Annotated in this window: 21 protein-coding genes and 2 pseudogenes; 14 read left to right on the top strand and 9 right to left on the bottom strand. The window is 44.5% G+C overall.

What is annotated here, in order from left to right:
* The first annotated feature begins 13 nt into the window (after positions 1–13).
* Positions 14–3,199 carry a DEAD/DEAH box helicase gene (locus AS29_RS06090; protein ID WP_035410469.1) on the top strand — a complete coding sequence of 1,062 codons (3,186 nt, stop codon included), beginning with the start codon at positions 14–16 and terminating at the stop codon, positions 3,197–3,199.
* A 77-nt stretch (positions 3,200–3,276) separates the two neighbouring features.
* Positions 3,277–3,837 carry a cysteine dioxygenase gene (locus tag AS29_RS06095; protein WP_035410466.1) on the top strand — a complete coding sequence of 187 codons (561 nt, stop codon included), beginning with the start codon at positions 3,277–3,279 and terminating at the stop codon, positions 3,835–3,837.
* Positions 3,838–3,972: 135 nt separating this feature from the next.
* Here AS29_RS06095 and AS29_RS20965 read toward each other — a convergent pair.
* Positions 3,973–4,500: pseudogene (locus AS29_RS20965) on the bottom strand (DUF421 domain-containing protein); the annotation flags it as partial.
* A 151-nt stretch (positions 4,501–4,651) separates the two neighbouring features.
* Here AS29_RS20965 and AS29_RS06100 point away from each other — a divergent pair.
* Positions 4,652–5,887, top strand: coding sequence for an RNA-guided endonuclease TnpB family protein (locus AS29_RS06100; protein ID WP_051860784.1), 1,236 nt, complete (start codon positions 4,652–4,654; stop codon positions 5,885–5,887).
* 371 nt (positions 5,888–6,258) lie between these two features.
* Positions 6,259–7,137, top strand: coding sequence for a hypothetical protein (locus tag AS29_RS06105; protein WP_035410463.1), 879 nt, complete (start codon positions 6,259–6,261; stop codon positions 7,135–7,137).
* On the opposite strand, the gene AS29_RS06110 is transcribed toward AS29_RS06105, so the two are convergent.
* The 4 genes from AS29_RS06110 to AS29_RS06125 form a co-directional block, all read right to left on the bottom strand.
* Complete coding sequence (locus tag AS29_RS06110; protein WP_035410460.1) at positions 7,124–7,531, bottom strand: DUF4275 family protein; 408 nt, start codon at positions 7,529–7,531, stop codon at positions 7,124–7,126. The two genes, AS29_RS06105 and AS29_RS06110, sit on opposite strands and share 14 nt — an antisense overlap.
* A gap of 70 nt (positions 7,532–7,601) precedes the next feature.
* A complete protein-coding gene (locus AS29_RS06115; RefSeq protein WP_035410457.1) occupies positions 7,602–7,787 on the bottom strand; it encodes a FeoB-associated Cys-rich membrane protein in 186 nt (61 codons plus the stop codon).
* 15 nt (positions 7,788–7,802) lie between these two features.
* Positions 7,803–9,794, bottom strand: coding sequence for a ferrous iron transport protein B (gene feoB / locus AS29_RS06120; protein WP_035410454.1), 1,992 nt, complete (start codon positions 9,792–9,794; stop codon positions 7,803–7,805).
* The gene (locus AS29_RS06125) at positions 9,791–10,021 is read right to left on the bottom strand and encodes a FeoA family protein (protein ID WP_035410451.1); all 231 of its coding nucleotides are present in this window, start codon (positions 10,019–10,021) and stop codon (positions 9,791–9,793) included. The genes feoB and AS29_RS06125 overlap by 4 nt, the downstream gene beginning before the upstream one ends.
* Positions 10,022–10,186: 165 nt before the next feature.
* Here AS29_RS06125 and AS29_RS21875 point away from each other — a divergent pair, with 165 nt between their 5' ends.
* Positions 10,187–10,318 carry a hypothetical protein gene (locus AS29_RS21875; RefSeq protein ID WP_269449386.1) on the top strand — a complete coding sequence of 44 codons (132 nt, stop codon included), beginning with the start codon at positions 10,187–10,189 and terminating at the stop codon, positions 10,316–10,318.
* Positions 10,319–10,330: 12 nt separating this feature from the next.
* Positions 10,331–10,513: pseudogene (locus AS29_RS21290) on the top strand (helix-turn-helix domain-containing protein); the annotation flags it as partial.
* Positions 10,514–10,650: 137 nt separating this feature from the next.
* Here the strand turns inward: AS29_RS21290 and AS29_RS06130 are convergent.
* Complete coding sequence (locus tag AS29_RS06130; RefSeq protein ID WP_035410448.1) at positions 10,651–11,487, bottom strand: alpha/beta fold hydrolase; 837 nt, start codon at positions 11,485–11,487, stop codon at positions 10,651–10,653.
* Between the two features lie 235 nt (positions 11,488–11,722).
* On the opposite strand from AS29_RS06130, the gene AS29_RS06135 reads away from it, so the two are divergent.
* The 4 genes from AS29_RS06135 to AS29_RS06150 all read left to right on the top strand — a co-directional run bounded on the left by AS29_RS06135 (position 11,723) and on the right by AS29_RS06150 (position 13,533).
* Entirely contained in the window at positions 11,723–12,085 is a 363-nt protein-coding gene (locus tag AS29_RS06135; protein WP_082883749.1) for an aldo/keto reductase, read from the top strand.
* Between the two features lie 83 nt (positions 12,086–12,168).
* Positions 12,169–12,510, top strand: a complete 342-nt coding sequence (locus tag AS29_RS06140) for a TetR family transcriptional regulator (RefSeq protein WP_051860783.1) — start codon at positions 12,169–12,171, stop codon at positions 12,508–12,510.
* Between the two features lie 226 nt (positions 12,511–12,736).
* Complete coding sequence (locus tag AS29_RS06145; protein WP_035410443.1) at positions 12,737–13,081, top strand: MerR family transcriptional regulator; 345 nt, start codon at positions 12,737–12,739, stop codon at positions 13,079–13,081.
* Positions 13,078–13,533: an SRPBCC family protein gene (locus AS29_RS06150; protein WP_035410440.1), complete on the top strand. Its 456-nt coding sequence runs from the start codon at positions 13,078–13,080 to the stop codon at positions 13,531–13,533. The genes AS29_RS06145 and AS29_RS06150 overlap by 4 nt, the downstream gene beginning before the upstream one ends.
* A 167-nt stretch (positions 13,534–13,700) precedes the next feature.
* Here the strand turns inward: AS29_RS06150 and AS29_RS06155 are convergent, their stop codons facing one another.
* Positions 13,701–14,591: a LysR family transcriptional regulator gene (locus AS29_RS06155; protein WP_035410439.1), complete on the bottom strand. Its 891-nt coding sequence runs from the start codon at positions 14,589–14,591 to the stop codon at positions 13,701–13,703.
* Between the two features lie 138 nt (positions 14,592–14,729).
* On the bottom strand, positions 14,730–16,493 hold the full coding sequence (locus AS29_RS06160; protein WP_035410436.1) for a metallophosphoesterase family protein: 1,764 nt from the start codon (positions 16,491–16,493) through the stop codon (positions 14,730–14,732).
* Positions 16,494–16,689: 196 nt separating this feature from the next.
* Here AS29_RS06160 and AS29_RS06165 point away from each other — a divergent pair, with 196 nt between their 5' ends.
* A complete protein-coding gene (locus AS29_RS06165) occupies positions 16,690–17,712 on the top strand; it encodes a YeiH family protein (RefSeq protein WP_035410433.1) in 1,023 nt (340 codons plus the stop codon).
* Positions 17,713–17,849: 137 nt separating this feature from the next.
* The gene (gene htpG / locus AS29_RS06170; protein WP_035410430.1) at positions 17,850–19,730 is read left to right on the top strand and encodes a molecular chaperone HtpG; all 1,881 of its coding nucleotides are present in this window, start codon (positions 17,850–17,852) and stop codon (positions 19,728–19,730) included.
* 65 nt (positions 19,731–19,795) lie between these two features.
* On the opposite strand, the gene AS29_RS06175 is transcribed toward htpG, so the two are convergent.
* Complete coding sequence (locus AS29_RS06175) at positions 19,796–20,914, bottom strand: GGDEF domain-containing protein (protein ID WP_035410427.1); 1,119 nt, start codon at positions 20,912–20,914, stop codon at positions 19,796–19,798.
* A gap of 184 nt (positions 20,915–21,098) precedes the next feature.
* Between AS29_RS06175 and AS29_RS06180 the strand changes: the two genes are divergently transcribed.
* Both AS29_RS06180 and AS29_RS06185 read left to right on the top strand, forming a co-directional pair.
* Complete coding sequence (locus tag AS29_RS06180) at positions 21,099–23,630, top strand: DUF2339 domain-containing protein (protein ID WP_035410424.1); 2,532 nt, start codon at positions 21,099–21,101, stop codon at positions 23,628–23,630.
* On the top strand, positions 23,614–24,876 hold the full coding sequence (locus tag AS29_RS06185; RefSeq protein ID WP_035410422.1) for a DUF3999 family protein: 1,263 nt from the start codon (positions 23,614–23,616) through the stop codon (positions 24,874–24,876). Before AS29_RS06180 ends, AS29_RS06185 begins: the two co-directional genes overlap by 17 nt.
* Positions 24,877–24,970 lie beyond the last annotated feature (94 nt).

Genomic DNA, 24,970 nt, shown 5'->3' on the forward strand with positions numbered 1-24,970 from the left:
AGGAGCCTTTGCTTTGAATATAGAGCTGAACAAAAAAATCATCGAAAAACTGTGCGGACGGGTCTCTTTAAAGAGCGGAGATTCCTTGCGCCGTTCCAATAAAGTGAAGTTCCAGGAGTACCGCGAGAATGACTGTCACGCGATTGTTCAGAGTACGGAGGATTTCCGCGTTTCGGTCACGGTGGAACCTGATGGTACGTTCCATGCAGCATGCAGCTGTCCGAAGCTTATTTCCTTTAAGCAGGAATGCCAGCATATAGCGGCGGTCTTGCTGACGATTGAAGAACATCAGACAAACGGGACGGTTCCTGAGATCCAAGCGGAGGGAGATGCACCCGCCGTTCATGACTATGCCCTGACAGAGAAATTGCTCACGGCCTTTAAGGACAGGCAAAACCGTAAAACAGGGGAGCAGAACTATTTTGAAAATCGCACCGTCCTCCAGGCGGTGTTTACGTGCAAGCCGGTTCAAAGGGAAGACGGCGAACTTCTGCTCGCACTGGGAATCACTGTTGAATCGGTAAAAGTCCGCAAGATGAAGGCATTTCTGGAAAACATCATAAGCGGACAGCCCTTCCAGCTTACATCCCACTTTGAGTTTGATCCATTGTCTCATTGTTTCACGAAAGAATCAGATGCTGTGATTCAGCAGCTTTTTAAGGTTGTACAAAATGAGACGGCTGAAAAGGAAAGCCATCAGCTCCTCCTTTCGCCGTTTTCATGGAATCTGCTTCTCCCATCCCTTATGAGAGCGCCTTTTGCAGAGCTTGAGGTCAACGGGGAAATCTATTCGGGTATTCATCGATCGGAAGGCGTCCTGCCGCTTCAATTTGATTTCTACGAAGAAGGCAGAGGGTATGAGCTGAAAGCAGGTGGATTGCAAGACCTGATTTTCTTGAAGCCCTACCAATCGGTTTTGTCTTCAGGAGTATTGTTTCAGCTGGGGACGGAAAATTTTGAACGCTTGGCTGAATTGAAACGGGTCATTGATGCTTCAGGAAAAAACACGATTCCTATTCCTCCGCAGCAGGTCAATCTTTATCTGGAAAAAGTGGTTCCAGGGCTCCGAAAACTCGGGGAGGTTGCTATTTCAGAGACGATTTCCAAACGGATGGCTGAAGCCTCGCTAACAGCCAAGCTTTATTTGGACAGAGTGAAAAACCGGCTGCTTGCAGGTCTTGAATTTCATTACGGAAATATTGTTTTTAATCCGCTCGACGAACAGGAAGTGCGCGCTCTGTCCAGGGTTATCCGCGATTCAGAGAAGGAGGATCTGATCCTCAAGCTGATGGAGGAAAGCTCGTTTGCCCGGACGGACAGCGGCTATTATCTGCAAAATGAGCTTTTGGAGTATGAGTTCCTGTATCATGTACTGCCGAAGCTTGAAAAGTTTGTCCAGGTGCATGCTACGACTGCCGTTCGAAGCCGGATTATTAAAGAGACGGCAGGACCGAAAATTAAGGTGGAGGCTAAACGGGAACGCACGAACTGGCTGGAGTTCAAGTTTGAAATGGACGGTATTCCTGAAAAGGAAATCCGCGATGTTCTGGCGGCGCTGGATGAAAAACGGAAATATTACCGGCTGAGAAGCGGGGCTCTGCTTTCCCTTGAAACACGGGAATATGAGGAGATTTACCGATTCTTAACAGCGATGCCGGTACAGGCGGAGGACTGGGAAAAAGAGCTTGAAGTCCCACTGATCAAAGGGCTTCAGCTTCTGGATTCCATTAAAGTTTCCGATACACTGACGCTCGAGGACTCGGTTCAGCAGCTGCTGAACGGTCTTCTCCACCCGGATGAGCTGGAATTTGCTGTTCCTGAGAAGCTGGAATCCGTGCTGAGGGATTATCAAAAGAACGGATACCGATGGATGAAATCACTCGCCAGGAACGGATTTGGAGGGATTCTTGCGGATGATATGGGGCTTGGGAAAACGCTGCAGAGCATCGCGTATATCGTGTCCGTTCTTCCTGAAATCCGCCGGTTAAAAAGGCCGGTCCTGATTGTTTGCCCTTCTTCCCTGCTGTATAACTGGAAAAAGGAAATTGAAACCTTTGCACCGGAAATCGAGGCCATCATCATGGACGGCAGCCGGACGGAGAGAGCTGACCGTTTCCGGGATGATGCAGCTGCAGATGTCCTTATCACGTCCTATCCGCTTGTGAGACGGGATATACACGAATACGAAAAACGGGTTTTCCATACGGTCTTTTTCGATGAAGCGCAGGCCTTTAAAAATCCAATCACCCAGACGGCAAGAGCTGTCAAAAGGATTCAGGCCGATCATCGGTTCGGGCTGACAGGAACACCTGTGGAGAATACGCGCGAAGAACTTTGGTCGATCTTCCATGTTGTCTTTCCTGAACTGTTCATGGGGTTGAAGGAATACAGTACGCTCACAAGGAAAAAGGTCGCAAGGCGAATCCGTCCTTTTATGCTCCGCAGAATGAAGGAGGACGTGCTTTCCGAGCTTCCGGAAAAAATTGAGTCGATGGAAATCGTCGAGCTGCTTCCCGAGCAGAAAAAGCTGTACGCGGCCTACCTGGCAAAGCTTCGCCATGATACCCTGAAGCACTTGGATAAGGAGACCATTCAAAAAAACAAGATTAAGATATTAGCCGGAATTACACGGCTGCGGCAAATCTGCTGTCATCCCTCCCTGTTCGTCGAAGGATATAGCGGAGGGTCGGCAAAATTTGATCAGCTCATGAACATCCTGGAGGAGGCCCGCCTCTCAGGTAGAAGAGTGCTGATCTTCTCCCAGTTCACCTCCATGCTTGACCTGATCGGACGAGCATTAGCGGTTCAGGGCATGCCGTATTTCTATTTGGATGGCCAAACCGCACTCGCGGAAAGGGTTGAATTGTGTACCCGGTTTAATGCAGGCGAACGGAATCTTTTTCTCATTTCACTGAAAGCGGGCGGTACGGGCTTGAATTTAACAGGCGCCGATACCGTCATTCACTTTGATACATGGTGGAATCCGGCTGTGGAGGAACAGGCCGCTGACCGTGCGCATCGGATGGGCCAGACGAACACAGTAAACGTTATCAAGCTCGTCACCCGCGGCACAATTGAGGAGAAAATGAACGAGCTGCAGGACAAAAAGCGGCAGCTTATTAAAGAAATCGTGGATCTGGATGAAAAAATGCCGTTTACGCTGACGGAAGAGGATATACGGGATTTACTGAGGGTGTAGAGGGAAGTTTGATCATAAGCATTCTATCAGGAATCATAAGTATGAAGGAATGAGCTCTGCTTAAGGAGGAGAAATTCATGAAGCTTAAGGATAAGACCATGAACGTATTCCATTCTTTAAAGAAGCCTTCCAAGAAAGAATTGAAGGAAGTCCTGCAAAAATTGGATGTCAAGTTTGAAGAGGTGGCCCCAATGCTGAAATCAGCGGATGGAAAGCCCTACTACCGCAAGCTTATCTTTCAAAATGATGAAGTCGAATTACTCGTTATGAATTGGTCGCAGGTGGAGTGTGCTCCCCATGATCATGGAAACTCACAAGGATGGATTCAAGTGCTGAATGGAACGTCTCTTAATACTGTATATGAAGTGAACGAAAAGGGATGGCCGTCTGAGCTGTTTGAGGAATTCCATCAAGAGGGGAGGTTATTTTATGCACCGAGGAAAGGGGTGCATAAGATGAAGTCTGCAGGAGGAACTGATTTAGTTACACTGCATCTTTATTCCCCTCCGATCACTGGGATGATGGTCTACGACCTGAATGCATGTGCGGCTTGCGTTGTATCGGATGATTGCGGAGCATGGTGGCCTGAAGAAATGCGCCAGAAAGTAAAGGAGATTGAGCTGTCCAAAACTCAATGATATAAAAATACCTTCAGCTGATCCTTGCCATCCAAGGTTGCAAGCAGTACATGCTGAACTTCCCGTTTGATAAAGGCTTTCTAAACGGCTGATCACCCAGCTTTCCTCCTTGTGCAGCTGGCGTAATACCTCGGATAGCACCCTTCCCTCCATAATTATGGTTCTGGGAAAGTCAAATGGCTCCGTTTTTAGCTTAAGGGAAGCGGGTGTAAGGGGTTCGTATTCCGGATACAAAAATACGGATAGTTTCCCATCTGCTTCCCAAATGGCTAATGCTACTTTTTTTACGTCGTCTACTTTGTCTTCTCTTAATTCTTCTAAAAGCACATCAATAGAAATTCTTGCTTTTTTTAATCCCCCATTCAGAATTTCACCATTCTCTACGACGGTAATGGATTTATGATTAATGAATCTTCTAAAACCAGGCCACTTAAGGTTCAGCTGAATACCCAGACTATACAAGGCGACTAATACAATCGTTGAAACGATCGAGCCCTGCAGTCCCAAATGCTGATCTGACAAGGGATGGGCCACAATATTTCCAATGACTAAGGCAATGACGAAATCGAGCAGCCGCAGCTGGGAAATGGTGCGCTGGCCTAATACTTTCGCGACAATCACCAAAAAGACAAAACCGATAACCGACCGCAGAACCCATTCCATGATGGTGAGCGTTTCCTGGCTTTGATGACATACGCCTGCACACTTATGACTTTAGCCGTGAGTTAGGGCGTTATTATTTGCACTTTTTAACCAATTAAAATAAAATAATAAATATAATTAGAACGTTTGTTCTGTGGTGGGAGGGTTCGTAATGGTTAGAAAAGCTACCAAGAAAAAAGATGAAGAATTAGCCGAACAAGGCTTAAAATTACGCCATTACGGTCTTCGTCTTCGTGTGCGTCCTAACAAAGAACAGGAAGAGAAAATTCTACGTTACTTTGGGTGTGCCCGGTTTACTCGAAACTTCTACTTATCCGAAAGAATGGAAGTGTACAAACAGACCGGTGAAAACCTTACAGGTGCAGAATTCAAGAAATCGTTCATCATTCTTAAAAGTCATTCGGAGTTTGGCTGGTTAAAAGAACCGGATAAATTTGTTTTGGAATGTGCCATTGAACAAGTGGAAGATGCCTTTACTCGCTTTTTTAAAGGTCAAAATAAATTTCCGAAATTTAAGTCCAAAAGACAGGCTCAACAATCGTATACAACAAAAGAAACGAACGGAAATATTAAATTAAACGTTGAAGATCACACCATTCAATTGCCGAAAGTCGGTAAAGTGAACGTGCTATTATCTAAGAAACATCGAAAAATGTTCGAGAACGAAGGGTTCAGCGGGAAAATAAAACAGGCCACTGTTTCTTATCATAGCAGCGGACAATATCACGTATCTTTAAAAATAGAAGAAGTGGTTAAACGCGAGGAACCGATCGAACTGTCTTATCTTCGAGAAGAAGATGTAATGGGGGTGGATCTTGGTTTAACCCATTTTCTTATTGATTCCAACGGAGTCAAAATCGACAACCCAAAACACTTACGACAACATTTGGTGAAGTTAGCTAAACTACAACGGAAGCTAAAAAAAAAGAAATTACATAGCTGTAACTACAAAAAAATGCAAAATAGAATTAGCAAGCTTCATCTTCACATAGCCAATAAACGAAAAGACTTTTTACACAAACAGTCCAGAAAACTCGTAAACGAAAACCAAGTGATCGTGTTAGAGGACTTATATGTAAAAGGAATGATTAAAAATAAAAAGTTATCCCAAAGTATTGCGGATGTAAGCTGGTCGCAATTCAAAACCTTTGTATCCTATAAAGCAGATTGGGCCAATAAGCGAGTCGTATTAGTGGACCGGTTTTTCGCATCTTCCAAGCTGTGCAATGGGTGTAAGAAAAAGCAAACTTTATTATCCCTCTCGACCCGCGTCTGGGTCTGTCCTGAATGCGGACAACAGCACGATCGGGATATGAATGCAGCCCAAAATATAAAAGAGGAAGGTCTGCGTATATTACGGAGCCAGCCTCTATTAAATCCCGTTTAATCTTTTTCTTTTTACCGCTGGAATGGCGGGGTGTGCCTGTCAGCCGCCTTTTAGGAGCTGTTTATCTAAACGTAAGGTTAGATAAAGGAGAGAGTGTAAGACGTTTGTCAAAGAACGCGGTTCTCGATGAAGCAGGAAACTTACGACTGGTTTTAAGTTCTAAGGATTTTATCGTCAATATGGGCGTCAGAATCTAGCGACTTCAGTCGTGAGTAGTTCAAAAAAATCCATTCCTGACACGTCCTTTGCTTCAATAAGTGCCTTTAGTGTGTCACTAGTCATCCACTTTTATAGGGAGAGTTCATAGAGTTTAAAAAGCATCCCTTTAGGAGATGGTTTATATACCTTTCCAGAAAAGGAGGCGAGAATAAGTGAGCTTAACCTCTCTCACCGAAGATCGATTAACAAAGGCGAAATCACTCCTAGCCGGAGCTTCCATGTACCAGGAAGAACTGCTCAAGACCCCGATTTCTCATGAGTTCATCGAAAGAGCGACACCTGTTGTCTGGCTTGGGGAGGCGGTTCCTGGAAGCTGGGTCACCATGGCCACGAATCCGTCTCCAAAGGAATTTCTCGATCAGAACAATCAGCTGCTGCTTGGGGACCTGGCGAGATTTCATATTCGGGAAGATGGACGATCATTAGCGGAGTATGCGAAGGATGGGGCTCAGCTAGAGTCTGCGATCGAGTTCTATCAATCGTATTTTAAGGAGGGAAAAGCGTACCGGACATGGTTTGGCAAACCCGGGGGAGCGAAACTGGAAGGTTTCTTAAATGGAATGGGCGGTTCTTTTTACGGATCTCCCCATCTTCAAAACGTCGTTCATTCGGACTTTTTCCCTTTTGCAACACGTACGCATATGGGGAGGATTAAAAAAAAGCTTAGTTTGCTCGGTTCTGATTTTTCACGGGAGTTTTTGCAGGAAAAGCTCGAGTTTTTAAGACCCGGCATGGTCATTCTTTTAGGGAGAGAGCACTGCGCTCTGTTTGAAAGGGTCGAACCTGGGATTGAATTTGATCCGCCGAAAGCGATCGAACCTTACCCAAGCGCAGCCTATCAGCTTGGCTTTCATTCGAGGCTTGGAATTCCGCTGCTCGGCCTTCATTTTAAGCCGTCCGAGCAATTCCTTGGGTTAGGCGGGGGACAGGATAAAAATGGCCAAAGCCATGGAAAGTATGGAACAAAAGCGGCCTTGAACGAGATTGGAAGTGAAATTGCACGAAATTTGAAATCCTTTAAAATTGGATGAAATAAGGTCCGCAGCTTGACTCATGCGTCATCACAAACGACCACTTCTGTTCCCAGTCCATTACATACAAATCCCCAAAATCCATATGGAGCCGATCATAAGGCAAATCCCCTATGCTTAATGGTGCTGCATGATTGATTAGATAGGCATCATCAATAAACTGATAGAAGAAGGTGCACTTCTCCTTTTTCTGATCCTGAAACGACTGGATGGCTTCTTGCTTCTCCAGACAGGCTGTCTTTTTGTAGCTGCACAGATGCCATAAAAAGGAGTCTAAATGGATTTCTTTTTTTTCCTCAGCTGAGAGATGGCCGGCAAACCGGGCCTCCCACTGTCCTCGCAGATAGGTTCCCCAGCCCGGTATTTCCTGGACTTGCACTCGTTTTGTTCCCATAGAGCTTCCTCCGTTTTTATTTAAGCATACTAAAAAAGGCCAGGCTCTAAAAGCCTGGCCTTGCCATTTATTACCCGTTGGAATGCTTCAGCAAATCTCCGCGTTCCTCTGCCGTCACAATCGAGCAGCCGGATTTGCAGGATTTATTTAAAGCGCATGTGCCGCATTTTCCCTGTCGGCTTTTTTTGAAAAAGGAGACAACCATCCAGGTGGCGTATCCAAAAATGAGCAGTCCTAAGATGATGCTTGCGATCATATCGGAAACCTCCTCTTATACGATAAATTGCCCTGCTTTATAAACCGCAAGGGCTACGATATAGGCGATGGCAAACGAATAGGCAATCGAGAACAGTGTGATCTTTGTGCTGCCTGTTTCTTTCTTCATGATGGCGACTGTTGCCAGGCATGGTGTGTAGAGCAGAATAAACACAAGGAATGTATAGGCTGAGAGCGGTGTGAAATAGTTTGGCAAAAGCCCTGCCATCGTTTGTCCATCCGGTACGTGATACAGGATATTCATGGTTGCCACCACCACTTCCTTCGCGAGGAAGCCGGTAATGAGCGCAGAAACCGCCTGCCAGGTTGCAAATCCAAGCGGAGCGAAAATAGGAGCTACAGCGCCGCTCGCAATTGCCATAAAGCTTTCGTCGATTGGAACGTCTGCGCCTCCGGGACCAAGGTAAGAAAACAGCCAAATAAAGACGGTTCCTCCTAAAATGAACGTTCCTGCTTTTCGCACAAACCCTTTTCCTTTGTCCCACGTACTTTTCAGCAGCTGCCGCATTTGCGGTGCATTATACGGAGGGAGCTCCATAACAAAATAGGATTTTTCATTTTTTAGGAAAAGCGAAAGAATTTTTGCGACAATCATCGCGACTACGATCCCGAGAACGTAGAGGGAAAGGACGATCAGCGCCTGGTTTTTCTCAAAAAAGGCTGCCGCAAACAGAGCGTATACAGAAAGCCTTGCCGAACAGGACATGAACGGCGACACGAGAATAGTCAGCAAACGTTCCCTGGGCTGTTCAATCGTTCTCGCTGCCATAATGGACGGCACGTTGCATCCGAAACCGATGACCAGAGGGATGAACGCTTTTCCATTCAGTCCGATGTATTCCATCAGGCGGTCCATCACAACAGCCACGCGGGCCATATATCCGGAATCCTCCAATAAGGAAATAAAGAAAAACAGAATAAAGATTTGCGGGACGAACACGAGAACGCCTCCTACACCCGCAATAATTCCATCAAGGACAACAGCCTGGATGAACGGTGTGGCACCGATGCTGTTCAATAGCAGCTGAGCTCCACTGGTTAAAGGACCTGTGAAAAAGGAATCCAGCATATCGGAGATGGGGGTTCCAAGCCAATCAAACGTCAGCTGGAAAACCGCAAACAGGATGAGAAGGAAAAAGGGAATGCCCAAAACCGGATGGATCGCAATTTTGTCTATCCAGGCGGTCAAAGGAAGGCTCTCGCGCTGACCCTGCTGTTCTGTCACCTGATCAACCAGATTCGTAATAAAGGCATTTCTTGTTTGGTACATATCATCTTCCGCAGAATGGCCGGCTGCCGTGAAAAGCTGTTCCTCAGCTTCTTCCTTTATTCGGCTGAGTCCCGGAAACTTCTTGTTCATTTCCAGCTGAATGAGTTCATTGTTCATCAAATACTGAACTGCCACCCAGCGCTTTTTCATGTTTCCTTCTTCGCCAATTTCAGTAAGCATGCGGGCAATAGCCGCTTCAAGGATTGGATGATAGGAAATCATAAAGGGAGCAGACGAATGAAGCGGCTCGTTTTTAAACAGCTGGGTAATTTCTTCACAGCCATGTCCTTTGCGGGCAACTGCTGAATGGCTCTTCACACCAAGCAGTTCACCGAGACGCTCTAAATGAATGGATATGCCGCGCTTTTCAGCGAGGTCCATCATATTCAGCACAACGACTTGAGGAAGATTCGTTTCTAAAAGCTCAATCGTTAAATAAAGGCTTCTTTCGAGCTGATTGGCGTTGACGATATTCAGAATTTGCTGCGCTTCCTCCTGAAGAAGCGCAATCGATGCGACGCGCTCATCGTTGGAAAGAGGATTAAGGGAATAGACACCGGGCAAGTCAATCAAAGACTGCATGGAGTCTTTAATCCTGCCGACCTTTTTATCAACCGTTACCCCGCTCCAGTTTCCCACATATTCGTAAGAACCGGTAATTTGGTTGAATAGTGAGGTTTTTCCTGTATTCGGATTGCCAAACAGTGCCGTATTCATGAAAGACGAGCCCCTTTAATGCAGAACGTGTCTTTTCTGCGAATGCCGACCCTTTGTCCGGAGCACTCCAATAGGCATGGCCCTCCAAGCGGACAATAGCGAATCACTTTGACCTCTTTTCCTTCGTAAACGCCGAGATCCTTCAAACGGCGTTTAACAAATGGATGGAGATCGGTTAAATCCTGTATTTTAAACGTTTCATTTTGTTGAATTTGGTTTAGGTTCATCGTGGTTCACCTCATAATAATGATACTCATTATCAATTAACATCTGAACCTAGTGTACTCTAATTATCTCAATTCGTAAATAACCTGGAGATTTTTTTGAAAGGGCTGTCACGAAGGAAGGGGGAATTTTTATGCGTGTTGAATTTAATTAAAAGGGGGGAAGGTATGAAAAATTATGCAGTAGCATTATCTATAGTTTTCTTAGGCTTATGTATTGTAATGGGAAGCTGGGTCCTTAAAGACGGATTTAGCGTTGAACAAAAGGCTTTGCCAAAAAAAGAGATTCCGCAGTCTTAACTATTCACACAGCAGGAATTAGTAGACTATTTAGGATTAAGCATGGAAGAAATTCAAAAATTAACGGAGTTACCTGATGGTGACAATGGTTATACGAGCGAGCTTCCTCATATAAAAATTGGTTTGAAAAACTATTATCCTAAATCAGCGATAGATAGATGGCTGTTAAATATTGAGGTAACTAATATCCCATAATCGAAACCCCTTTTTAGCTATAAGATCACAAAGGGCTGTCAAAATTGACAGCCCTTTGTGTATATTCAAACGTTCAGAAATCCCCATGACACCCGTATAGCGTTCCGTAAGAAAAGGGAATTTCAATCAGCCCTTCATCAAGAATGAAGGAAGCTAATTAAACCGCGGTTAAATTCCTCAGCATGCGTAGCGTTGAAGCCATGAGGGGCACCTTCAATGACAACAAGCTCACTTCCTGGAATCATTTCATGGGTACGCTTGCCGCTCACTTCGAACGGTACAGTCCCATCTGAATCCCCATGAATGATGAGTGTTGGAACGGTTATTTTCTCAATGTCGCCCCGGAAATCGGTTTTGGCGAACGCTGCGATACAGTCAAGTGTGCCTTTAGGAGACGCCATTGCTGCAATATCCCTGTTATAGAGACGGAATGGCTCGCTGACAAGGTCTGTCTTTTCCCCGGCTGCAAAGAAATGGTGAGTAAACGTATCAAGAAACGCGATACGGTCTCCCTTTACTCCGTTTTGGAACTCTTCAATCGCCCCATCATCCAGCCCCCCATCTGGGTTATCCGATGCTTTGTACAGATAAGGAGGGACGGCTGCAGCGAAAACCGCTTTGCTCACCCGTTCTATTCCGTATGTGCTGATATAGCGTGCTACTTCTCCGCCGCCCATTGAAAAACCGACAAGTGCTGCTTCACGAAGGTCTAAGTGTTCAAGCAATTTGTTTAGATCGGCTGCGAATGTATCATATTCATAGCCGTTATAAGGCTGCGAAGATTTTCCAAATCCTCTGCGGTCATATGTAATGACTCGATAGCCTGCATCAATTAAAGCAGGAACCTGCTTTTCCCAAGAACGCCCGCTAAGCGGCCATCCGTGAATGAGTACGACAGGTTTCCCCGATCCTTGATCTTCATAATAAATTTCAATTGGTGCATCGTTTTCATTACCAACAGTTAGCATTGCCATGATTATCCCTCCAAGCAAATATTCGGATGATCCCGAAATTTCTGAACACGCTAATTTTTTCATCCTGTAAATGCAACTTACCCCGATTTGTTTTTAGATAATCTTTTAAATGTTCTTTATGGAAAGATTTGATTTGTTGTAGTGCTTAGAACATTGTCGCAAAAAACGAATGACACTATATACAAATAAATGGGAAGTCTCAAAATGGTAAAGATAAAAAAACGGTTTAGGATTAATGGGAATGTCGGACCTTTACGGTGCAGCGGACAGAAACGAAAGCATCGCTACGATTCATGAAGCATTAGAAAAAGGAATAACGGTTTTAGATACAGGGGACTTCTATGAAACCGGCCATAACGAGCTTTTGCTCCGGGTGGCATTACAGGGGAAGAAGCTGGAGAATGCATTCATCGCAGTGAAAACGGGAGTATTGATGATTGGTGCCCGAAAACGTTCCCAGCTTCAAGATGCATTTGGTGCTTTGAATCTGAAGCTCACTGAAGCGGATCTTGCCAGAATTGAAGAGGCGGTTCCTGCTGAATCGGTGATCGGGACACGCTATGCAGCTGAACAAATGGGTATGCTGGGAGTCGAATAGAGAATGGCAGAGCAATTAACCAAAGAAGAAATCCTGGATGCGGCAGAACAAGTGCCGAGCCGTTTGGACCGGAGAAAACAAGCATGGTGGATGTAGCGCGGGCCTTGAATATTAGCTACGGAACCATCTACCGCCATTATCCAAGCAAAGCTTCGCTGAGAGAAGCGGTGGCTGAGACGTGGCTCCGTAGCATCATTCAGCCCCTGAAGAAAGTTTTCGAGAGAGATTGCTCATCAACCCAACGGCTCCTTTTATGGGTGGAAACGTTGATCGGCATTAAGCACTCACTCGTAAAGGAAGATCCTGAGCTGTTTAGCATGTACACTTCTCTAGCGGAAGAGTCAGTAGATGTGATAACCGCTCTTATTAGTGAATTGGTTGGCCAGTTTTTGTCCTTCTTCATGCGGCCATTGTCCATTACGTAAAGCTTCGGGCTGAATGTCATATAAATAATCCTCCTTGTAACGCTGATATTGATATGTCTGCCCTTTTTAAAACCGCTTTCTTTTGTTGCTGGCAAACCACACCTATTTCCTGTTTTTCCCTGACGGTTAACAGAAATAAACGTGTTTAAGAAATTTCCCATTTTCACAAAGTGTTTGACTAAGGGGTGCACCCTACAGTTTACAATAGGGATAAGGAGGGAGAAACATGTATAAAATCAGTGAATTCTCCTCAATGACAGGATTAAGCAAGGAAACACTTCGATATTATGCAGAAGTGAAGCTGCTTGAACCTGTATTCATAGATCCACAGAACAACTATCGGTATTATGATAACGGCTCCTATCTGCTTGCCATGCTGTTAGTCAAGCTGCGGGGATTCGGATGCACCATTCAGGAAATGCTCACCATTATGGAAGACGAGTCGTTTGCCAATTTAGAAAACCTGCTGGTTGAGAAAAAGAAAAGGATGGAGGATCAGGCTGAAGCTCTGCATCAAAAAATAAATGAAATCGAGTTGTTTCTTCTGACAGGAAAGGATGAGAAAAGATGATTCAATGGAAAACGGAACGGGAAATCAGCGCAAATATTGAAACAGTATGGAAACTATTGAGGGAAGAAAATATGTATAAAATTATGCCCAATGTAGTGGAGAATCGTCTGGTGCATAAAGAACTGGGTGAAATAGGTTCAAAGCATGAGCAAAAATATAAAGAGGGAAAACGGATAGAGACCTATATTGTTGAAACGCTTGGCTATGAAGATCTTGAAGAAAGAAAGTACAAAAGAATAGGGTTTGTCTTAGCTAAAGCTTTTGAAATCAAACTCTCCTTTACATTGGAAAAGGTAGATGAAAACAAGACCAGATTTATTTACGAAGGGGAAAATAAGGGCATAAATTTTGTAGGCCGAGCCATGCTGAAGCTCGGAGGGGAGAAAAATAACAGAAAAGTTGTGGAGGATTTTCTGGATTTGGTTGAAAAAGAATCCGTGCGTAAATATTAATCCAAGGATTTGGCGAATCGGAGGATAGATGCACGAGACTCTTTTCTAAAACGGAGTTGTCTTTAATTACGATGTTTAAGCGGAAGATGCAAGGTTACCGGAGATTTTCGAAAACACATATTTTATTATCGATTCCACAAGTTTCGACACCAATCTACCTGCTGTTCCTATTTTTTCTGCCACTTTCTCAGTGCCACCGTAAATGCCTCAACGTTCATCTTGCTCTCCATAGCGGGGGAATACACCATTGAAAGCTTCCGTTTGAAGGTATGATCCTTTAATGAAATAATCGAGAGCACCTTGTTTCGAATATCTCTTTCAATCACATGATAGGAAAGCAGAGACAATGCCTCCATACCGCTTATGATCGTCTCTTTTATTCCCTGATTGCTGCTGATTGTCAGGAACGATTGAACCTTTAATCCGTTGGAACGGATGACGTGCTCCAAGTACTCCCGAGTCCCTGAGCCAATTTCTCTTGTCACCCAAACTTGACTGTGAAGGTCTGCGATGACGGCTTCACTTTTTTCAGCAAGCGTATGCTTGTTGGACGCTACAATAAATAGTTCATCCTCGAGGAAGGGCTCAACGGTCAGTTCTTTTTCATTGGTCTGGCCCTCGATTAGACCGATGTCCACCTTAAATAGGCGGACGGATTGAACAATCTCCTCTGTATTGCCTATGATGATTTCAAGATCCAGATTCGGATATTTGGCTTGAAAATCAACAAGGAAGGCTGGAAGAATGTATTCTCCAATCGTAAAGCTTGCGCCAATGGTCAGCTTTCCTTTTATATCATGGTGGTGCTCCAGAATATCCTGTTTCGTTTGATCATACATATGAATCATTTGTTTGGCGCGGCTGTAAAGAATTTCGCCGGTTGGGGTGATTTTTAGGGATTTCGGAGAGCGGACAAAGAGCTTCGTCTGAAACTCCTTTTCCAGGTTTTTTATATGGAGGCTCACACTTGGCTGAGAAATGTGAAGCCTTTCAGCTGTTTTCGTGAAGTTCTTTACTTCCGCAAGAGTGACAAATGTTTTGAGTGCATCATAATACATGTTTTTATTCCCGCCTTTTTATTAATAAAGTAAATATGCATATTGTTTTATATTTATTTTACTAATATTGAAACGGAAAAGAAAAGGATTATGAACAAAAATAAGGCAGGTTCCGAATCAATCAGAACCTGCCATGCATCATTTTTGAACGGTTAGTTTTTCTGTATGGTTTGCTGGGAGAGTCAGCTTAACCTCCAGGTACTGCTTGCCGCCGGAGCTGTAATTCTGCACGATTTCCCCGGCAGATGTCTGATAAGAGCCCTCGGTCATATAAAGAGGCACCGAAATGGTCATCGGCTTTTTCAATCGGTTGGTTAACGTTACTTCCTGGTAAGACGCCTGTCCATCATTGGCATCCTTGTAGCTTGCTTCATAAGACATGACTCCGGCTCTCGTATCTCCATTTTGGTAAACGGGGATCGAGTGTCCCGGTTCCTCGTAATTATAATTGGAGAGGACGCCGTCCTTCACATTGAAATTCCTAAAGCCTACCCATGGCTTACCGGTTAATTCGATGGCTGTTGTTGTTGTGTAAAGAATGCCGTCTTTTTCTGTTACGTTGTCTTCGTGCGTGTGTCCGTGCAGGCTTATGTTCACATGATGCTGTTTCATCACGTCAATGAGCTCATTGGCGTTTTCCCCGTGCCATTGCTGATCATACTTAATCCCGAGTTTTTCACCCAAAATCAGGGTGCTTAACCGCTGCGGATCATGCTGCTGATCATATTGTTTCCAGTACTCCTGTACTTCCCTGTCATCCTGCGGCCAGATGTCACGGTCGCGCCATAAAGGATTATGGTGGGAGAACAGACCTCTAACCTGGCCGGCCTGAGCCGTTTTTCCATTCTCTTCCAGGTCTTTTTTAATCCAGTCGAGCTGCTGTGAACGGATTTGGCCGCCCCATGTCGGCACGGAAACCGTTCCAGTTCCGCTTCTGTCAATTTTGTTCCAGTCAAACGAATTGTACCCGATAAAGTGAGCGTACGGGCCATAGTTAAAGGAGAAATATTGCGGACCGAAGTATTTTTCCCAGTACTTTGCGCCATCAGTAAGAGTGGCATCCTGAGCGTAATAATCGTGATTTCCAGGAACAATATAGACCGGAACATTCAGCTGTTGAAGAACTTTGTACGTTTCTTCGTATTCATAGATGTATTCCAGAGGATTCAGCTGGCCGAACATTAAATCACCTGTCACGACGACGAAATCAGGGTTTGCCAGGTTGACTTCCTTGATCGCTTTTTGAAGGTAGAGCCAGCGCTTTGATTTATCAGGATTCCACATTCCCGTTTCCCGAGCCAAAGCAGGATCGAGCGAGGATGGGTCTTCCGGGTCTCCGAGGTTTCTTGGGGATCCAACGTGCGTATCCGTCATATGCAAAAAGGTAAAATCTTTTTTAAACTCATCGACTACTTTTACAGAATGAGGCTGTTTATCGGTCATCCGCTGTCCGTTTCCTGTATAGGAAACTTCAAGATCGTAAAGCTTTTCTGGAACTTCAGCCGGAATTTGGACGGTAACATCCTGTATGTCCGGACTGCTTTTCCAATGAGAGGTTCCAGAAGACACGCTTTGGACAGGAAGTTCATAGTCCGAGGATAAAGAAGAATGGTTTGTCTGCTTCAGTTTAACCGACCATTCACCGGCTTTCTTTCCTTGCGTATCTACTTTAATCGTCATGGTTTGGCCCTTCTTTGAAATAGAAGGAGTCGAGAAAAGAGGATAAATGATTTGATTGACCTTTTGATCGAGTGAAATGTTCGGAAGCTCGTTTTTATAATTCGTGCTGCTGCCGATGCCTCCGTCTTTTGTGCCCAATGGAAGATCAAATGCCTGACCGCTGATCGGGATGAAGAAAAGGGCCAATAAAAGAATAAAAGCTTTTTTCCATGCTGTTCTCAAGGTATGTACCTCCTTTTTTTTGACATGGTCATCATACCAATGGATTATTAATAGAATGTGTATTTTATTTTACAATTTTTAATTGGATCAAACTTCCACATATTATAAATGCTGATAAATACGATCATTTATATGTATTTTACTAATAGTTAAGCTTCCAGTAAAGTGTAAGGAACAACATAAGGAAGTGGCAATCATGGAGGAAACAACGATAAGACCAATCAAACAAAATATAAATTGGGGGTGGATAAAAGGAATCGGAGTGACGCTGCTCTTGGCAGCCGCAGCCAAATGTTTAGCAGGCTTTCCCTTTCTCTCCATTTTAGGACAGCTTGTTATTGCCTTAATGCTCGGTATGGCATGGAAAGCGGCATTCGGTGTAAAGGAAGCAGTGATACCAGGTGTATCTTTTTCAAGCAAAAAGCTGCTGAGGGCCGGCATTATTCTGCTTGGCATGAGGCTGAATTTAGCGGATCTGTACAGTGCTGGCTTGGGAGTGCTTGCCATCTCGGTCATCCATGTCGTCTTCGCTCTCTTTACTGTCTACTGGCTGGCACGATGGCTCGGAGTAGAAAAGAATCTTGGCCTGCTTACTGCCTGCGGAACGGCAATTTGCGGTGCTGCAGCGATAGCGGCTATTTCCCCGCAGCTGAAAGCAAACGATGATGAAACAGCCATCAGTGCATCCGTAATCGCGGTGCTCGGGACTCTTTTCACGCTGACTTACACCCTGCTTTACTCCCTGCTCAATCTCAGTCCGGCTGAGTATGGGGTTTTTAGCGGTTCTACACTTCACGAGGTCGCACATGCAGTCGCGGCTGCCGCTGCCGGAGGCGGGCAGGCTGTCGACAGTGCGGTCCTTGCAAAGCTTACAAGGGTCGCGTTATTGGTACCGGCTGCCATTGTCATTGGGCTGATTATGCAAAAAGGCAAGCCGCGTTCGGGTAGTCATAAAGGATCCTTATCCATCGTTCCCTGGTTCATTTTCGGATTTCTTGCGATGAGCGGACTGAATACGCTTGGGGTGGTTCCTGAAGCAGCAGCCAAAAACATGGTGGACCTTTCTTACCTTTTGATTGCGATGGCGATGGCGGGTCTTGGACTGAATGTGGACGTGAAGACGTTCCGCACTTTAGGATTGAAGACTTTTATAGCGGCCCTGCTTGGATCCATCCTTTTATCGGTACTCGGATATACGCTTGTGAAACTTTTCAGCTGAAAACAGTTCCAGTTTTAAGAAAGGTTTTTAAGGGAAATGAAAAAATATTGATTAGCACTCTTGATGATAGAGTGCTAATTTTATAAACTGATAGAGCAGGTGTTTACAATATTAGGTGAAAGAAGGGAGATTTTTTTATGGAAAAGAAGCAATTCCAGGCAGAGTCCAAAAGACTGTTAGAAATGATGATTAACTCCATTTACTCTCAAAAAGAGATTTTCCTCCGCGAGCTGATTTCCAATTCCAGTGATGCGATTGACAAAATCTATTACAGAGCCCTTACAGATGATACATTAACGTTTAATAAAGAAGGCTACTACATAAAAGTAACGGCAGATAAGGAAAGCCGCACATTAAAGATCTCAGACACGGGAATCGGAATGACGAAGGAAGAGCTTGAGAACAACCTTGGGATTATCGCAAAGAGCGGTTCTCTTGCGTTTAAAACGGAAAATGAATCAAAAGACGGCCATGATATCATCGGACAGTTCGGTGTCGGCTTCTACTCAGCCTTCATGGTGGCAGACACGGTAACCGTTCTGACAAAGCCGATAGGCAGCGAGGAAGCCTATCTATGGAAGTCTGATGGGGCCGATGGGTATACAATTGAAACCGCGGAAAAGGATTCAGTAGGTACAGAGATTGTTCTGACCATCAAAGAAAACACAGAAGACGAGAGCTATGATGAGTATTTGGACGAGTTCCGCCTTAAGTCCATTATCAAAAAATACTCCGACTTTATCCGCTACCCGATCAAAATGGATTCTACGGAAAGCAAGCTGAAAGAGGGCAGTGAGGACGAGTATGAAGAGATTTTTGGAGAGCAGATTGTCAACAGCATGGTTCCCATCTGGAGAAAGAACAAAGCAGAGCTGACAAATGAAGACTACGAGAATTTCTATGCGGAGAAACGCTACGGATTCGATAAGCCCCTCAAACATGTGCACATCAGTGTAGACGGAGCTGTAAGATACAATGCCATTCTCTTCATTCCGGAGCAAACGCCTTATGACTACTATTCAAAGGAATTTGAAAAGGGTCTTGAGCTTTACTCCAACGGCGTCCTGATTATGGAAAAATGCTCGGATCTTCTGCCCGACTACTTCAGTTTCGTTAAGGGTATGGTCGATTCAGAGGACCTGTCTCTTAATATTTCGCGTGAAATGCTCCAGCATGACCGTCAGCTTAAGCTGATTGCGAAAAACATTAAAAATAAAATTAAGAGCCAGCTTCAAAGCATGCTGAAGGAAGACCGCGAGAAGTACGAGAAATTTTATGCTTCATTCGGCAGACAGCTGAAATATGGCGTATACAGTGACTTTGGAGCGAACAAGGAAGATCTTCAAGACCTGCTTATGTTCCATTCCTCCAAGGAGAAGAAGCTTGTAATGCTTGCTGACTATGTATCCAGAATGCCTGAGGATCAAAAGTACATCTACTACGCTTCCGGTGAAAGCCACGAGCGCATTGAAAAGCTTCCTCAAGCGGAATTGGTGGCGGATAAAGGCTATGAAATTCTTTACTTCACAGACGAAGTGGACGAATTCGCGATCCGCATGCTGATGTCCTATAAAGAGAAGGAATTCAAATCCATCTCAAGCGGCGATCTTGGAATTGAAGATGCAGAATCAGAAAAAGAAGCCCAAACAGAAGACGAGGAAAACAAAGAATTGTTCGGCCGCATGAAAGAGCTTCTTGCAGGCAAGGTAAAGGATGTACGTGTGTCCAAGCGTCTGAAGTCCCACCCGGTATGCTTGACAGCTGATGGTGAGATCTCCATCGAAATGGAAAAAATCCTAAAAGCGATGCCGGATAACCAGAATATCCAGGCGGACAAAATCCTTGAAATCAACCCGAATCACGAAGTCTTCCGTTCACTGAAAGACTCTTTCGAAAAGGATGAAGCAAAGCTTGCTTTATACACTGGCTTGCTTTACAACCAGGCCCTTCTCATTGAAGGCCTGCCGATTCAGGATCCGGTTGAGTTTACGAACGACATTTGCAAAATTATGGTGTGATAATAGAGCAGGCTGCCGGTGAAAACTCGGCAGCCTGCTTTTTTCTTCGGTATCTCTCTACTGTTCTAGATGCACTGCCCTGTCTCCGTTTTTCGCTCCGCCGCTTCTTCAGCAGCATAGCCCACTCGGTTTCTTCCAGACCTCTTTGCTGCATATAGTCCGCGGTCGGCCGTTTCAAAGAGAAGCTCCGGACGACTGACGTTTTCCGGATAACAAGCCACCCCAATTGATGAGGTCAGCATAATGCCGGTACTGTCTGGCAGAATAAAATCTTCTGATTCAATTGCTTGCCGGATGGCCTCTGCCATTTTTCCTGCTTTTTCTAAAGAACAATCATATAAGAGAACACTGAATTCTTCTCCGCCATTCCGTGAAACCTCTTCTTTATTTCGTGCGTTTCGTTCGAGAATCCTCGCCAGTTGCTTTAGCACCGCATCTCCTGCCGGATGGCCGTAAGTGTCATTCACCATTTTGAAATGGTCTATATCGATAATCAGGATGGAAAGGTGTTTTCCGGTTTTTCGTGCTTTTTTTACATTGGCATTCATCAATTCATCAAATCGCCGTACGTTATTGATTCCTGTTAAAAAGTCTTTTGATGAAATGCTCTTAAGATTATGGAATTGAATGTTGGATTTTTTAATATAGTCAGCTACGAATGATAGGAAAAATCCGGATGGGAGCCCTGCTGCTAAAATGGCGATATAAATTTGCATTAATACATCCCGGTCTTCCATTTGAAGGTAAAAGGAAAACATAACAACCACAATCGCTGTTACATTCATTGCTATAGACTTCTTAAGAGAGGAAAGTCCAGTCCGTGATAAGAAGATACAGAATAAAGATATGAGAATCATTGTGAGACAGGACGTGATTGAAAAAGCGCTCCACTCGAAGAAAAAAATTCCGGAGCTGCCAATAATGATAGCAGTAAGAAGCGAAGCCATTGCCCCGCCATACCAGGTAGCTAATACGATGGCGAAAAACCGCAAATCGATCTGGGCGTAATCTCCAACAGGAATGGAATAGACAATCATCAGGATCGAACCAAGAACTCCTGCAACAATCCCCGTCAAAGCCTTTGTGTACATATTTAAGTCGGTGGGATATCTTCTGAAAATCTGTCCTGCAATAAATAAAAAGGAAGTTAAAATCGCTGTATGGGTGGTTAAGTCTCGGATCATGGCAGCAGCCCTCCTTCGGGGATTATTAACTAGTTCAATTATCCTATTTATTCTTTTGTATGTCTACATATAGTGAGAGTTTAAAATATTATTTTGTATTTATATAGTATTGATGTAAAAATAAGGGTATATAGTGCAATGGTGCTAATAAATTGTAAAACAAATGTCATTCAGGGGGCATAATATGGACGAATTAAAAGGCAGGCTGAGGCAGGCAAAAGAAGCCCAGGCTCAGCTGGCAAATGAATTTAACCAGATTGTGAGAGAGTATGAGGCTCAGGACTTTATACAGGAAAATGAGCGTCTCCATCACGATAACAAAGCATATGAAAAGCAGGTCCATGAATTAAAAAAGAAAAATCGGGAAGTAACAGATGAAAACAGCAAGCTCCGGGTTGCTCTTCAGGAGCAAATGCTGGATGAAAAACTCAGTATTCTTAAAATCTCCCGTGAAAAGCTCCATACATATTTCGGGAAAGGAACCAACTCCCGTGAAAACCGGCTGCAGGAGCTTGAGCAGCAGGTAAAACGAAATATTGACCAATTAAAGCTGCAGGCTTCCAAAAACCTGGGGGAGGATCAACACGAAATCCTGTCCGAACTTCAGCAGTTTTCAATGAAGGTAGAGGAGCGGATCAGGCAGCATAAAGAGCTCTTGAACGAAAAGGAAAAAGAGGCCGCACAAGGAATAGCGGCTCAGTATGAAAAACTGGCAGCCGAAGAACTGACAGAAGACATGATGCAAAAACGAATGAAGCAAAATCAAGTGGAAATGAAAATCGGTTTGAGCTGGATTAACCGGATCGGGATTTTATTGATTATCCTTGGAGTTGCTGCAGCATTCAGGTATACATATGCCACATGGTTTAACGACTACTTCAAGGGAGCAACCTTTTTCCTTCTTGGCGGGCTTATGCTGGCAGGCGGGGAATGGCTTTACCGAAAACAGCAAAAAACGTTTGCCCTCGGTTTGATTGGCGGGGGAATTGCTGTTCTTTACGGATCGATCTTTTTCAGTTACTTCCTGCTGGACATTATTGGCATGACCGTCGCCCTTCTTTTATCCGTTCTCGTTACGGTATCAGCGGTTCTGCTTTCGCTCCGCTATCATTCGAGAACCGTATGTACCTTTGGTCTAATCGGGGGATACATTCCGCTGTATTCCTTTATTATTGCGTTTGGGATGGAAGGAAATGCTGTTTATGCAGCAATGGGCTATGTGCTTTTACTGAATCTTCTTATCCTCTGGATTTCGTTTCAGAGGCAGTGGAATATTGTCCATTACATTAGCTTTTTACTGAATATGCCGACCATGATTCTGCTCATCATCCTTTCCGGAAATCCGCTTGCGGATCTGGGCTATTCGGTTTTCACGTTCCTTCTTTATCTTGGTGTCACACTCAGCTTTCCGTTTAAGCACAAGCTCTCGCTCAAAATACTGGATGTCATCCTGCTTGGATTTAACACCTTTATTAGCTGTGTTGTGATTTACGACCTGTTTAGTGAGCTGGACTGGAATCAGTTCCGGGGTCTTTTAGCGGTTATCTTCTGTCTCGTGTATTTCGGTCTCGGCCGTTTTGCCGAAAAGAAATTGGTCAAGGAAACGCAAACGATGCTGCTCTTCTACGGCACATCTCTTACGTTTGCTATTCTGGTTATTCCCTTCCAGTTCGGCTTGGAATGGGTATCCATCGGCTGGCTCGCTGAAGCGCTGATTCTCATGATTTACGGCTATTCATCCAAGCACAAAACCCTGCAGCAGGCAGGCTGGGTCATCTACGCATTGTGCCTGTTTGGATTCTTCATTGAAGTCGCAGGTAAAAGAGTGGGCTTTGAGTATTTCTTCGATATGAAGTACACCGCTATTACAGTGGGCCTGCTGTTCGTTCCGGTCTATTACTTGCTGCAGCAAAAGAAGCACCCTGGTTTTGCTGCCCCATTCCGTTCATTTAGACAGATCGTGGAGGGGCTGAAGTACACAGCATTGGTGAATGCATGGATTTACCTTCTTTATGAATCAATTAGTTTGTACCAGGAACAAGTTCCGGCTAATTTTGAGCAATACAGGTTCTACTTACTTATGATGGTGGCGTTTATCACGGTGGGGCTTGCCTATGCGCTTCCGAAAATCACTCTGCTGTATGACAGGTATGTCGGCTATTACGGACTGGTTCTGCATGCAATCGGCTGTCTAATCGGGCTTGCTCTAACAGTAAGCACTCCGGTCCTGAAGGCGGAATTGGCGCAGAATACGTTCATTGAATATCTAGCTCTCGTGCTTTTAATCGGATTCAACTTTTTAATTTTCTTCACTGGAAGAGATATGCTGCTGGCCTATATCCGGAAGCAATACAAAAATGTAGAGCTTTATCCGACCATTCTATCTGTTTATTTGCTTGGGATTTTGGCGTCCTTTCTTTATGTGCAATTCCGTCTGGGAGACGTGGGAGTCCTGATTAGCACGATTTTCCTTGCCGTCGCAATCGGCTATATTTTCTACGGATTCAAAAAGCAGTACGTCTACATTCGCCGGATTGGCCTTGGCATTACACTGCTCTCTACGGGGAAACTGATTCTTTACGACCTTGCGTTTTTAACGGAGGGAAGCAAAATCATAGCGTATTTCTGCTTTGGAATAGCCCTGCTTGCCATCTCTTACATGTATCAAAAAGTATCAAGCCGGCAGGAGGCACAGCAGCATGTTTCGGCTGAATAAACCAATGATTCTTTTGGCTGCTGCTCTTTTTATAAGCAGCAGCCCTCCATCCGCAAAAGCAGATTCGAATTTATCAAATTGGAAGTTTGCGAAAAACATAGAAATTCAGAAGGAAGGCACATACCAATCCTTGTTTTTGGATGAGGAGGTGTATTCCGGAGCACGTGAAGACTTAGGGGATGTGCGCATCATAAATGAGAAGGGACAGACCGTTCCGTACTATTTGAAGAACGGCTACGGAAATTCATCCGAACAGGAAACCGTCTATTCGTCGGAGGCCCTTCCCGGAAGAGAGGAAAACGGAAATACACTCTATGATTTCAAAATCATTCAAGAAGAAAAAAACACAGATATTCTAGGGGAGACCTTGAAGGCAGATCTCCCTGACCAGCCTTTTCTAAAGAAAGTAGAAGTGCTGGGAAGCTACGATGGTCTTAAGTGGGAGCCCGTAAAGGAGGACACCCTCTACAATACAGGAGAAGTGAAGAACGATACGATAGACCTTGGAATGGCAATGAAGTTCAGCTATTATCGGATCAAAGTAATCGGCAACACCGAAAAAATCGTTTTGCCGGGCTTATCGCTTATTCACAGCGAAACAACAGAAAGCTTCAAGGAATTTTCCAAAAAGAAAACACCGGAATTTACGGCTGTTGAAAAGGGAAAGCAAACGATCGTCACCATTGAAAACAAGCAAAGACTCAAAACCGCCAAGGTGTCGCTGAAAGCAGAGGGGAACTTCCGCCGGACAGTGGAAATAGAGGATGGCTCTGGCAGTCCGATCTCTTTAAGCGGAGAAGCAGAACTCTATAGTGCGAACTTTAAAAATACCCGCATTCAAAATACGGATCTGACCTTTCAAATACCTTCCGCTGCTGAGAAAATCGTCATAAAAATCAGCAACGAAGATAACGCACCCCTTGGCATTCAGGAAATCACCCAGGAATATACTATTGACCAAATCGTATTCGAAAAAAGCAGCGGGGGTACATACCAGCTTCTATATGGCAACAAGGAGGCAGAAATACCCCAATACGATATTGAAGATTTTCAAAGCTTTATTGAAAAAGAAACCGTCAGCGAAGCGGTGCTCGGGTCTGCACTCCAACGTCCTAAAGCAGCAGAGCCAAAGGAAAAAGAGGTTCACTGGTTTCAAACAGAATGGGTATTCAACATCATCATCGGTCTCATTTCAATCCTGCTGATCGTCTTTATTTTGCAGAAGATGACGAAAGTGAAAAAATAGAAGCCGGTCCGGGTGCGGGCTGGCTTTTTTGTATGGCACCTTAAAATTTTAAATCACCACCGTTCCCCGATATAATGGTCATTAAACAACAACG

The organism is Bacillus sp. SJS (genome assembly GCF_000732485.2).
In the GTDB taxonomy this organism is placed as follows: domain Bacteria; phylum Bacillota; class Bacilli; order Bacillales; family Bacillaceae; genus Metabacillus_B; species Metabacillus_B sediminis.

What these genes read in the sequence shown, in the direction of transcription:
- AS29_RS06095 (WP_035410466.1), top strand. Translation starts at nt 3,277, where the DNA reads ATGAAGCTTAAGGATAAGACCATGAACGTATTCCATTCTTTAAAGAAG.
- AS29_RS06180 (WP_035410424.1), top strand. Translation starts at nt 21,099, where the DNA reads ATGGACGAATTAAAAGGCAGGCTGAGGCAGGCAAAAGAAGCCCAGGCT.
- AS29_RS06165 (WP_035410433.1), top strand. Translation starts at nt 16,690, where the DNA reads ATGGAGGAAACAACGATAAGACCAATCAAACAAAATATAAATTGGGGG.
- AS29_RS06150 (WP_035410440.1), top strand. Translation starts at nt 13,078, where the DNA reads ATGATTCAATGGAAAACGGAACGGGAAATCAGCGCAAATATTGAAACA.
- htpG (WP_035410430.1), top strand. Translation starts at nt 17,850, where the DNA reads ATGGAAAAGAAGCAATTCCAGGCAGAGTCCAAAAGACTGTTAGAAATG.
- AS29_RS06100 (WP_051860784.1), top strand. Translation starts at nt 4,652, where the DNA reads ATGGTTAGAAAAGCTACCAAGAAAAAAGATGAAGAATTAGCCGAACAA.
- AS29_RS06110 (WP_035410460.1), bottom strand. Translation starts at nt 7,531, where the DNA reads ATGGGAACAAAACGAGTGCAAGTCCAGGAAATACCGGGCTGGGGAACC.
- AS29_RS06175 (WP_035410427.1), bottom strand. Translation starts at nt 20,914, where the DNA reads ATGATCCGAGACTTAACCACCCATACAGCGATTTTAACTTCCTTTTTA.
- AS29_RS06135 (WP_082883749.1), top strand. Translation starts at nt 11,723, where the DNA reads ATGGGAATGTCGGACCTTTACGGTGCAGCGGACAGAAACGAAAGCATC.
- AS29_RS21875 (WP_269449386.1), top strand. Translation starts at nt 10,187, where the DNA reads ATGAAAAATTATGCAGTAGCATTATCTATAGTTTTCTTAGGCTTATGT.
- AS29_RS06140 (WP_051860783.1), top strand. Translation starts at nt 12,169, where the DNA reads ATGGTGGATGTAGCGCGGGCCTTGAATATTAGCTACGGAACCATCTAC.
- AS29_RS06185 (WP_035410422.1), top strand. Translation starts at nt 23,614, where the DNA reads ATGTTTCGGCTGAATAAACCAATGATTCTTTTGGCTGCTGCTCTTTTT.
- AS29_RS06125 (WP_035410451.1), bottom strand. Translation starts at nt 10,021, where the DNA reads ATGAACCTAAACCAAATTCAACAAAATGAAACGTTTAAAATACAGGAT.
- AS29_RS06115 (WP_035410457.1), bottom strand. Translation starts at nt 7,787, where the DNA reads ATGATCGCAAGCATCATCTTAGGACTGCTCATTTTTGGATACGCCACC.
- AS29_RS06145 (WP_035410443.1), top strand. Translation starts at nt 12,737, where the DNA reads ATGTATAAAATCAGTGAATTCTCCTCAATGACAGGATTAAGCAAGGAA.
- AS29_RS06130 (WP_035410448.1), bottom strand. Translation starts at nt 11,487, where the DNA reads ATGGCAATGCTAACTGTTGGTAATGAAAACGATGCACCAATTGAAATT.
- AS29_RS06155 (WP_035410439.1), bottom strand. Translation starts at nt 14,591, where the DNA reads ATGTATTATGATGCACTCAAAACATTTGTCACTCTTGCGGAAGTAAAG.
- feoB (WP_035410454.1), bottom strand. Translation starts at nt 9,794, where the DNA reads ATGAATACGGCACTGTTTGGCAATCCGAATACAGGAAAAACCTCACTA.